This window comes from Embleya hyalina, from assembly GCF_003967355.1.
Lineage (GTDB): Bacteria > Actinomycetota > Actinomycetes > Streptomycetales > Streptomycetaceae > Embleya > Embleya hyalina.
Genome location: NZ_BIFH01000024.1, coordinates 39,028 through 49,555, shown reverse-complemented (window position 1 = coordinate 49,555; position 10,528 = coordinate 39,028). Strand labels below are relative to the sequence as shown.

The following is a 10,528-nucleotide window of genomic DNA, read 5'->3' as shown; positions in this document are numbered from 1 at the left end:
TATCCACAGGGTCGGAAATCAGGATCTATAAACTGGATACCAACCACTTGGTCGTAATGTCCGTAAGGCGACAAGCTCGCCAAGCAGGGCTGTGACCTGCTAAAACTCACGCCAAGTGCGGTGCTTTGCACCGGACCGACCAGTCGTTTTCGAGCCACGGCAGTGCCGCATCCGCTCCTTCGGCGCCGTGCTCTTCGAGCCCATTCCTTCTCTCCCCGGAAGCATCGTGAAACCCTTGATAAAACCCGTGCCCACACCCATTTATCGCCCGAAAAGGGCGTCGATCTGGGTGATTGCGGCGGCATTGTCCGCCGGTTTGATCACCGCGGTACCGACCGGCTCCGCATCGGCCGCACCCGCCGCCGGAGTCGACAAGGAAACATCCGCCGGCGCGAAAACGGCCTCGGCCAAGCAGGCCGACGACCAGGCCGGGGCAGCCGCCGAGGCCAAGAAGACCGGCCGCCGCGTCGAGGTGGTGTCGCTGCGCACCGAGACGGACGAGGTCTGGGCCAACCCCTCGGGCACGTTCACCTCGGAACGCGCGCTGAGCCCCGTCCGGGTCTGGCGCGACGGCAACCTCGTCAAGGCCGACGACACCCTCACGGCGCGCAAGGACGGCCGGCTCGCGCCCAGGGCGGCGAGGATCGGGATGTCGTTCTCCGCCGGCGGCAACGGCCCCTTGGCCGAACTCGCCAAGAACGACCGCAGGATCGCCCTCACCTGGCCCGGCACGCTCCCGAAGCCGATCGTCGAGGCCGACTCCGCGACCTACCCCGAGGTCCTGCCCGGCGTGGACCTCAAAGTCGTCGCCAACGTCGACGACTTCGCCCACTACGTTGTCATCAAGACCCCCGAGGCCGGCCGGAACCCGGCCCTGGCCACGCTGAAGTTCGGCCTGAAGACCACCGGACTCGACATCACCAGGGACGAGAGCGGCGAACTGCGCGCCCTCGACCCGACCGGCCAAGCGGTGTTCACCGCCCCCAAGCCGCAGATGTGGGAGGCCGGCACGAACGCGACGGCCGGCCTGGATCCGGCGGCACGCGCGCTCACCGCGGACGGCGCCGCGACGACGGCGCCCGCCGACCCCACGGACGGCTACGACCCCGGCGCCAAGCACGCCGACCTCGGCGTCAAGCTCACCGGTCAGACCCTCGAACTGACCACCGACCAGGCCCTGTTGACCGCACCCGACACCAAGTTCCCGGTCGTCGTCGACCCGGTCTGGCGCGACGACTGGAAGTTCGCCTGGGCACTCGCCTACAAGCACAACGCCATCGCCGGTTCCGCCAACACCAGTTACTGGAACGGCGGCACCATGACGGAGAAGTACGGCCGGGTCGGCTGTGCGAAGGACGCCGACCGGGGCGGCGCGACCGTCTGCGCCAAAACGTTCTTCCAGGTCGGCATGACGGACCTCTGGGACAAGCAGATCATCAACTCCGTGCTGCGCCTCCAGCAGCCCTACGCGGGTGCCTGGAACTGCCGGTCCGGCGAACTCGAGGTCTGGGACACCGCAAGCATCAGCAAGGCGACCACCTGGAACAACCAGCCGAGCTGGGACCGCATGGTCGGCAGCATCGACGAGTCCTACGGCGGCCGGAACTGCCCGGGCGCCAACGACACCATCGAGGTCAACGTGACCTCGGCGGTCGACCAGGCCGCCCGTAGCCACTGGGGCAACTGGACGCTCGGCCTGAAGAGCCAGAAGGACACGATCGACGTGTCCTGGCGCAAGTTCAAGCCCGACTCGGTCCGGATCAGCACCGAGTACAACACCCCGCCGGAAACGCCGGCCAACCGCGCGACCGACCCCTCGACGCCGTGCACCGGGGGCATCATCGGCCGGACCGACCAGGTCGTGCTCTTCGCGCGCGCGGACGACGCCGAGGACAACAACCTCACCGCCGAATTCCACTACTGGAAGGACGGTTCCACCGACGGTCCGACCAGGATCTACCGTGACATCTCGCGCGGCACGGTGGCCCGGGCCGAGATCCCGGCGAGTGCGCTCGACGGCACCTACCGCTGGGACGTCCGCATCTTCGACGGCCGCGTGTTCAGCCCGTGGGCCGGCCAGTGCCTGTTCACCATCGACGGCAGCCGCCCCGCCGAACTCCCCGGCGTCTCCTCGCCGCAGTTCCCTGCGGGCAATCCCGACCAGGCCGCCCAGGTGCGCACCCCCGGTGACTTCACCTTCACCGCCAACGGCGTCGCCGACGTCACCCGGTACCAGTGGTGGACCGAGAGCGATCCCAGGGTCCGGGACGTCCCGGCGACGAACGTCGGCGGCCCGGCGACCGTCTCCTTCACCCCCACCGTCGCCGGCTCGAACTACCTCTACGTACGCAGCCTGGACGCCGCCGGAAACCGCTCCGACGTGCGCAACTACCTGTACTACGCGAAGCGTTCCCCGAACCGGGACGCCCCGGGCGACCTCAACGGCGACGGCCACACCGACCTGATGAACATCGATCCGGGCTCGGGCAAACTGCTCACCCGACCCGGCCAGGGCAACGGCGTCTTCGGCGCGCCCCTACCGGTCGCGGGCTCCTTCGCCGACGTGCGCTCGCTCACCCACCGGGGCACCTGGACCGCGGACTACTACGAGGACCTGGTCACCCTGCGCCCGGCGCCGGACGGCCTGCGCAACCGCCTCTACGTCTACCCGGGACGCGGCGACGGCTCCCTGGAGAGTGCCGACAGCCAACGCCGGGAGCTGCGGGTACGCGACCGCGAGACCAACGACCACTGGGCCGACGCCGACCAGATCGTCTCGATCGGCAGCGTCAACGACGACGACGGCAACGGTGTCATCGACGAGGCCGACTACCCGGATCTGCTCGTCAAGACCGGCGCCGCGCTCTGGCTCTACCTGGGCAGCCCGACCGGCTTCATCGACACGCGCGGCGACGCCATCGCCCTGGGCAACGCCGACTGGCAGAACATGACCCTGATGTCCCCGGGCGACCTCAACGGCGACAAGCTGCCGGAGATCTGGTCCCGGGACACCGCCTCGGGCAAGATCCACCAGTACACCAGCCGCGCCAAGCCCGCCCCGGGGCCGGACGGCGACGGCAACCCCACCGCACTCGATCTCACCGTCTACGGCGACCCGGCCGTGCGCGCCGCCGCCATCGGCACCGGCTTCACCGGGGCCGCATACCCGCACCTGACCAGCGACGGCGACCTGGAGAAGGACGGCTTCGCCGACCTCTGGTCACGCGACGGTGAGGGCAGGATCGTCGAATTCCCCGGCCGAGCCCCGTCCAACGGCTCCGCGTTCGGCCCGGCGCGGCAACTGGCCCTCGGCAGCACGCCGTGGAGCGAGTGCGAGTCGTTCGAGTCGGCGGCGACCGGGCGGCACGAGTTGTGCGGTCCGGTGCTGGCCAAGTTCCGCGCGGCCGGCGGCGTGGCCAACGGCTACCCCATCAACGACATGAAGATCGCCCCCGACGAGGTCGGCCGCTACGCGCACTTCAGGGCGCCGAACCGCCTGGACTGGTCGATCTACTGGCACCCCACCACCGGCGCCACCATGATCGGCGGCGGCATCCGCCTCAAGTGGGCCGCACTCGGCTGGGAGACGAGCATCCTCGGCTACCCCACCGCCGACGACACCCTCGTCGGCATCGGCGACGCCTGGGTCAACACCTTCCGGGGCACCGGCGGCAACGGCGCCATCTATTGGACGCCCGAATACGACGCCTGGTCCGTACACGGCAACATCTACGACAAGTACACCGCGCTCGGCGGCCCCGCCGCACTCGGCTTCCCCACCACCGACGAGTCCGGTCTCCCGAACAACGTCGGCCGCTACAACCACTTCCGCAAGCTCTCCGACGCCGGCAACAGCGCCTCCGTCTACTGGAACGCGGGCACCGGCGAGACCTGGTCGGTTCGCGGCGCGATCCGCACCCGCTGGGCCGAACGCAGTTGGGAACAGGGCTACCTCGGCTTCCCCACCTCCGACGAGTTCACCGTCGCCAACGGCTCGACCCGGACGAGTTTCCAGGGCGGCTACATCCTCTACGACCCCGTCACCGCGGGCGCCGCCGACCACCACCCCGACGACCGCACCGCCCACCTGCGCACCGACCTGTCCGGCGACTTCAACGGCGACGGCCGGGCCGACATGCTCACCGTCTACAACCTGGGCTCCGGCACCAGCGCCCTGCACACCCTCATCGCCCGACCCACCGGCGGATACGACCCGCCCCGCAACGCCTGGACCGCCCACATCGGCTGGTTCGACTACGACCGCTCGAAATGGACGACCGGCGACTTCAACGGCGACGGACGCACCGACGTCGCCGCCCTCTACGGCTACTGGGACGGCGGCAACCGCCTGTTCACCTTCCTGTCCAAAGCCGACGGCACCTTCACCGAAGGCGCGGACAGCGCCTACGTCGCCCCCGGCAACTGGGCCTGGGACAACGCCCGCCTGCTCTCCGGCGACTTCAACGGCGACGGACGCACCGACGCCGCCATGATCTACGACCACGGCGACAACTCCATCGGCACCTACACCTGGATCGCCAAACCCGACGGCACCTTCAACGACTCCTTCCTCGGCTGGCGCGGCGCTCCGAACACCTGGGACGCCAAGTCCGCCAAATACGTCACCGGCGACTTCAACGGCGACGGACGCACCGACATCGGCGCCATGTACGGCTGGTCCGACACCAGCGTCAGCCTGCACACCCTCCTCGCCGACCCGGAAGGCAAGCTCACCGCGCCCCTCCTGTCCTGGCGCGTACCCCCCGCGAGTTGGAACTGGTCCGACGTCAAACTCACCGCCGGTGACTACAACGGCGACGCAAAAGCCGACATCGTCGCCATCTACGACTACGGCGCCGGCCACTCCGCCATGTTCACCTTCCTCGCCAAGCCCGACGGCAGCGGCGGATTCCAGGACCACCTGAAGTCCCGCGACACCCCCGACGGCTGGTGGTGGGGCTCGAACACCGGTCAACCCGTCTCCGGCGACCACGACAAGGACGGCCGCACCGACATCTCCATCATGTACAACTACGCCAACGGCGCCACCACCGCCTTCGTCTTCAAGGCCCGCCCCGACGGCGGCTTCGACGGCGGCGAAGCCGCCTGGCAGACAGCCCCCGGCACCTGGTAGCCGGCGAGCCGCACCACGCGCGGGCCGCCGCCGAACCGCACCACGCGGTTCGGCGGCGGCCCGTCGCGCTCCGTCAGAAACCGCCGCCCGGGGGCGGCTCGATCGGGTCGGCGGGGGTGAAGTCGAAGACTCGGCCGTAGAACCAGAGTTCGGCCTCCAGGGCGCGGATGATGTTCTCCGCCCGACGGAAGCCGTGTTGTTCGCCCTCGAACGCCAGGTAGACGTAGGGGAGTTTCTTGTCCCTCAGGGCCGCCACGATCATCTCGGCCTGGGCCGGCGGCACCACCTCGTCCTCCAGGCCCTGGAAGACCGCCAGCGGGCTGGACAGGTGGTCGGTGTGGTTGATCGGCGAGCGGGCCCGGTACACCGCCTCGGCCTCCGGGTACGGGCCGACCAGCCGGTCCAGGTAGCGCGACTCGAACTTGTGCGTGTGCCGGGCCAGGGCCGCGATGTCGGCGACGCCGAAGTGGCTGGCGCCGGCCGTGAAGACGTCGTTGCCCACCAGCGCGGCCAGCGTGGTGTAGCCGCCCGCCGAACCGCCCCGGATGGCCAGCTTCGTGCCGTCCACGACACCCGTGTCGGCCAGGTGCCGGGCCACCGCCGTGCAGTCCTCCACGTCGACGATGCCCCACGAGTCGTACAGCAGGTTGCGGTACTCCCGGCCGTATCCCGTGCTGCCGCCGTAGTTCACGTCGGCCACCGCGAAGCCGCGGCTGGTCCAGTACTGGATGCGCAGGTTGAGCACCGCCGGCGCCTGCGCGGTCGGGCCGCCGTGGATGGAGACGATCAGCGGCGGCAGCGCACCGGCGGGCGCCTGCGCGTGCGGATTCTTCGGCAGGTACAACAGCGCGTGCGCGGTCCGCCCGGCCACCGAGTCGAACTCGATCGGCCGCGGCGGGCTGAACCACCGGGCGTCGAAACCGAAGTCCCGGGCCGGCCGCAGCCGTTCGATCTGCAGCGCGGTACCCCCGGTGGGCGCGAGCCGGACCCGGCGCGGCGCGTCCTCGTCGTCCGGACCACCCCCGATCACCAGCACCCCGCCGGCCACCGCGGCCGGGTCGGACAACCAGGTCAGCCCGGTCTCCACCCGCGTCGGCGGCTCCTCCGGGCGGGTCGGATCGAGCACGCCCAGGTGCACGAAGCCGCCCGCGTTGACCGTGCAGGCGATCCGGCCGTCGTCGAGGAAGGCGTAGAACCGCTCGCCGAACACCCACTGCGGGCCGCCGATCTCGGCCTCGACCGGCGCCACCGCCTCCACCTGACCGCCCGCGCCCACCCGGTACAGGTTCCACCACCCGGTGCGGTCCGAGGCGAACCACAACGCCCCGTCGGGTCCCCACTCGGGCTGCAACACGGACTCGCGTCCACCACCCGCGACCGCCTGCGCGCCGGTCGTGCGCGGTCCCGCCTCGATCGCGGCGACCATCAACTCGGCCGCGTCCCACGGCATGTCCGGGTGCGACCACTGGGTCCAGGCCAGCGCCGAGCCGTCGGCGGCCGGTCGCGGCGAGGAGACGAAGTCCGGCCCGGTGACCAGGACCCGCGCGGGCCGCGTACCGTCCAGCGGCAGGGCGACGATCTCGTTGACCGCCTCGCCGTGCGCCTCGACCGCGGCCGGCTCGTGACTCTCGCGCACCGCGACCAGCCACTCCCCCTCCCCCCACTGCCCCGCGGGCACGACGGTGAGGTCCGCGTAGCGCAGCCCCGCCGTCTCCCGCGGCTCGGCGGTGATCGCCACCGGCGCGTCGTCGCCGGGCCCCAGCCGGTACAACCGCTGGTCGCTCCAGTTCGCGAAGACCAGCACGCCGGCCCGGACCGTCCAGGCCGCGCCGCCGTACTCGTGCACCCGGGTCCGCGCCGAGAAACCCTCCGGCAACACGTCCTCCGGTGCCCCACCCGGGCGTAGGCGCACCAATTGGATGCGCCCGCCCTCCGTCGGCCGCGCCTCGGCCCACCACACCTCTTCCCCGTCGGCCCGGATCTCCCCGGGACCGGCCGCCCCCTCCACCAACCGCTCGGCCGTGATCGGCGAGGGCCAGGAACCGTATGCCTGCGTCTGTTCCGCGTTCGTGTCGGCACTCATCCCACGATCCTCGCCGTCCCACGCCGGGAAAGCATCCGGCGACCCCCGGGAAAACCCCGGAAAACCCGGTCGACCCCGGCCGGGTGCACGCGGGATCATGTGCGTATGACGACAGATCTCGACATTCGCGGCGTGCCGATACCCGCCGCCGAGCTGTCGTGGCGGTTCTCCCGTTCCTCCGGCCCCGGCGGACAGTCGGTGAACACCACGGACAGCCGCGCCGAGGTGTCCTTCGACCTGGGCGCCACCACGGCGCTGCCCGACGTGCTCAAGCAGCGCGCGCTGCGCCGACTGGAGGGGCGTCTGGTCGACGGCGTGCTCACCGTGGCCTCGTCCGAGCAGCGCTCGCAACTGATGAACCGGCAAACCGCCGCCCGGCGCCTGGCCGACATCCTGGTCGAGGCCACGGCACCACCCCCGCCGCCCCGGCGACCGACCAAACCCACGCGCGGCATGCGCGAGCGCCGACTGCGCAACAAGCACCACCGCGGTGAGATCAAACGACTGCGCCGCTCGACCGGAGACTGATCCCGGGTCCGAACAGGCTCCGAAGCGGACGCAAAGTCGAGATGAAGCGTCGCTTACCGAAGCATTACGGATCACACCCGGAAAACCGGCGCATGAGCACGATTCGCCATCGCAGACTGCGAACGCCGGCCAGTGCCGCGTACCGCAGCGAACGAAGCGAAGGACTCCGGGATGCCCTCCCCCGCACGTGCGCCACACCCACCGCGACCGACGCTCCCCCCCGTCGCGTACCACTCGTGGAGTCATCCGTGACCGCCGTCGGGCGGGCCCGTGCCCGCGCTCGGCACGAGCGGCGCACCTCGACGAACCACCACCGCGAACCCGAGCACGAACACCCGCCCGGGCCGGTGTTCGTGCGCTGGACCATCGCACCCACCGTCGCGGGCGTACCGGAGGTCCGGCACCGCCTGCGCGACCTGTTACACGGCTGGGGGATCGCCGAGGAGCTGATCGACACCCTGCTCCTGCTCGCGACCGAACTGACGTCCAACGCGGTGCGCCACGCGGCGATCCGCACCGACCGGGTCCGGATCACCGCGGCGCACGGCGGAGCCGAGATCCGCCTCGAGGTCGCCGACGGACACCCCTTCCGCCCGCACGCGCTCCTGGAGACGGGGCCGGAGTCCGAGGACGGGCGCGGTCTGATGATCGTGAAACTGATGGTGGCCGAGCTCGGCGGCCGGATCGACGTGGTGCCCAGCGGTCCCGGCAAGAGCATCCGGGTCACCCTGGACACGGACGCACACGCCTAGCGGCCCCGGCGCGACCGCGCGCGACGGCTCAGTGGAAGGCGTCCAGGCCGGTCAGCGCCTTGCCGATCACCAGCGTGTGCATCTCGGAGGTGCCCTCGTAGGTCAACACCGATTCCAGGTTGTTCATGTGCCGGATCACCGGATACTCCAGCGAGATGCCGTTCGCGCCCAGGATGGTGCGCGCGCTGCGGGCGATCCCGATCGCCTCGCGGACGTTGTTGAGCTTGCCGAAACTGATCTGCTCCGGCCGCACCCCGCCCGCGTCCTTGCGCCGCCCCAGGTGCAGCGCGAGCAATTGCGCCTTGCCGATCTCCACCGCCATGTCGGCCAACTTGGCCTGGGTCAGCTGGAACGCGCCGATCGGGCGGCCGAACTGCTCCCGGGTGCGGGCGTAGTCGAGGGCCGACTCGAAGCAGGAGCGCGCCGCGCCGACCGATCCCCAAACGATGCCGTAGCGGGCCTCGCCCAGACAGCTCAGCGGACCGCGCAGGCCCACCACGTCGGGCAACACCGCGTCGGCCGGCAACCGCACGTCGTCCAGCGTCAACTCGCTGGTGATCGAGGCCCGCAGGGACATCTTGTGCCGGATGTCGACGGCCGCGAACCCGGGAGTGTCGGTCGGCACCACGAATCCGCGCACGCCCTCCTCCGTGCGCGCCCAGATCACCGCGACCTCGGCCACCGAACCGTTGGTGATCCACATCTTGCGCCCGTTGAGCACCCAGTCGTCGCCGTCCCGCTTGGCGTGGGTACGCATCGACGCCGGGTCCGAGCCGTGGTCGGGCTCGGTCAGGCCGAAGCAGCCGAGCGCCTCGCCGGCGGCCATCCGGGGCAGCCAGGTCTGTCGGTGCTCCTCGCTCCCGAAGCGGTGGATCGCGTACATCGCCAGCGAGCCCTGCACCGACACCAGCGAACGCAGCCCCGAGTCGCACGCCTCCAGTTCCAGACAGGCCAGGCCGTACTGCACGGCGCTGGTGCCCGCGCAGCCGTAGCCGTCCAGGGTCATCCCGAGCACCCCGATCCCACCGAGGCCGCGCGCGAGTTCGCGCACCGAGGGCAGCTCGCCGCGCTCGAACCAGTCCGCCACGTAGGGCGTGACGTGGTCGGCGCAGAACCGCCGCACGGTGTCCCGGATCGCCCGGTCCTCGGCATCGAGCAGGTCGTCGATGCCGAGCGGGTCGGCCGGGTCGAACGCGGGTGCCTTGGCCATGCCTGGTGCCTCCTGGGTGCTGTTCGGGAGACCCGAGCGCTGTCGAACGGGCCCCGATAGATTGCCCCGAACATAGATCCGGAACACGGGGGAGCACCACCATGACCCAACCGCCGCCCGAACCGCATCCCCTGTTCGCGGGGGCGACGGGCCCGAGCGACGAGACGCCCGAGGAACGCCGTCGCCGACTCGAACAGGAAGAGGAGGACCGCCGCCGGCGTGAACGGCGCGAGGACCTCGCGGAGGGCGCCGGCGAGGGCCTGGGCGACCTGCCCGGGGGCGGCGGCGGGGGAGGTGACGGCGCGGGCGGCTCCGGCGGCGGGGGCGGCGGCGGGGGCGGCGGCTGCTTCGGTCGGGGCGGCGACCGCAACCGCGACGGCAACGGCGGCTGCTTCGGCGGAGGCGGTGGCGGAGGCGGTGGCGGCGGAGGCGGCGGTCGCGGTGGCAGCGGCGGGGGCGACGGCTGCGGCTGCGACCCCTGCCTGCTCAACCTGCTCTCGCTCCGCCTGATGTGGATCACGCTCACGAGCCTGCTCCGCCCGCGCGCCGGCTCGCCCGCCCGCCGCCTCGGCGCCGCCGTCGACCGCTACCGCACCGAGATCAGCCCGCAGACCGCGCCGTGTTGTGCCTTCACGCCCACGTGTTCGACCTACGGCAAGCGGGCGCTGCACCGCCACGGCGCGCTCCGCGGTACGTACCTGACCGCCCGCCGACTGCTGCGCTGCCGGCCGGGCAACGGCGGCTTCGACCCGGTACCGGCCGCGCGGCCGGCGCGGCGGCCGCGCTGACCGGCGGTCGGGGCGGGCCCGCGCCCGCCCCGA

6 protein-coding genes are annotated in these 10,528 nt (G+C 71.3%); 4 read left to right on the top strand and 2 right to left on the bottom strand.

Annotated elements, in window-relative coordinates; translation table 11 throughout:
- Positions 1–316 precede the first annotated feature (316 nt).
- A complete protein-coding gene (locus tag EMA17_RS25290) occupies positions 317–5,134 on the top strand; it encodes an FG-GAP-like repeat-containing protein (protein WP_126639419.1) in 4,818 nt (1,605 codons plus the stop codon).
- A gap of 73 nt (positions 5,135–5,207) precedes the next feature.
- Here EMA17_RS25290 and EMA17_RS25285 read toward each other — a convergent pair whose 3' ends face one another.
- Positions 5,208–7,217 (bottom strand): S9 family peptidase, encoded by a 2,010-nt coding sequence (locus EMA17_RS25285; RefSeq protein WP_126639418.1) that lies wholly within the window; start codon positions 7,215–7,217, stop codon positions 5,208–5,210.
- A 105-nt stretch (positions 7,218–7,322) separates the two neighbouring features.
- Between EMA17_RS25285 and arfB the strand changes: the two genes are divergently transcribed.
- Both arfB and EMA17_RS25275 read left to right on the top strand, forming a co-directional pair.
- Positions 7,323–7,745, top strand: a complete 423-nt coding sequence (arfB, locus tag EMA17_RS25280; protein WP_126639417.1) for an alternative ribosome rescue aminoacyl-tRNA hydrolase ArfB — start codon at positions 7,323–7,325, stop codon at positions 7,743–7,745.
- 248 nt (positions 7,746–7,993) lie between these two features.
- Complete coding sequence (locus EMA17_RS25275) at positions 7,994–8,497, top strand: ATP-binding protein (protein ID WP_160161540.1); 504 nt, start codon at positions 7,994–7,996, stop codon at positions 8,495–8,497.
- 28 nt (positions 8,498–8,525) lie between these two features.
- On the opposite strand, the gene EMA17_RS25270 is transcribed toward EMA17_RS25275, so the two are convergent.
- On the bottom strand, positions 8,526–9,707 hold the full coding sequence (locus EMA17_RS25270) for an acyl-CoA dehydrogenase family protein (RefSeq protein WP_126639415.1): 1,182 nt from the start codon (positions 9,705–9,707) through the stop codon (positions 8,526–8,528).
- A 101-nt stretch (positions 9,708–9,808) separates the two neighbouring features.
- On the opposite strand from EMA17_RS25270, the gene yidD reads away from it, so the two are divergent.
- Entirely contained in the window at positions 9,809–10,495 is a 687-nt protein-coding gene (gene yidD / locus EMA17_RS54275; RefSeq protein ID WP_246126884.1) for a membrane protein insertion efficiency factor YidD, read from the top strand.
- The last annotated feature ends 33 nt before the right edge of the window (positions 10,496–10,528 follow it).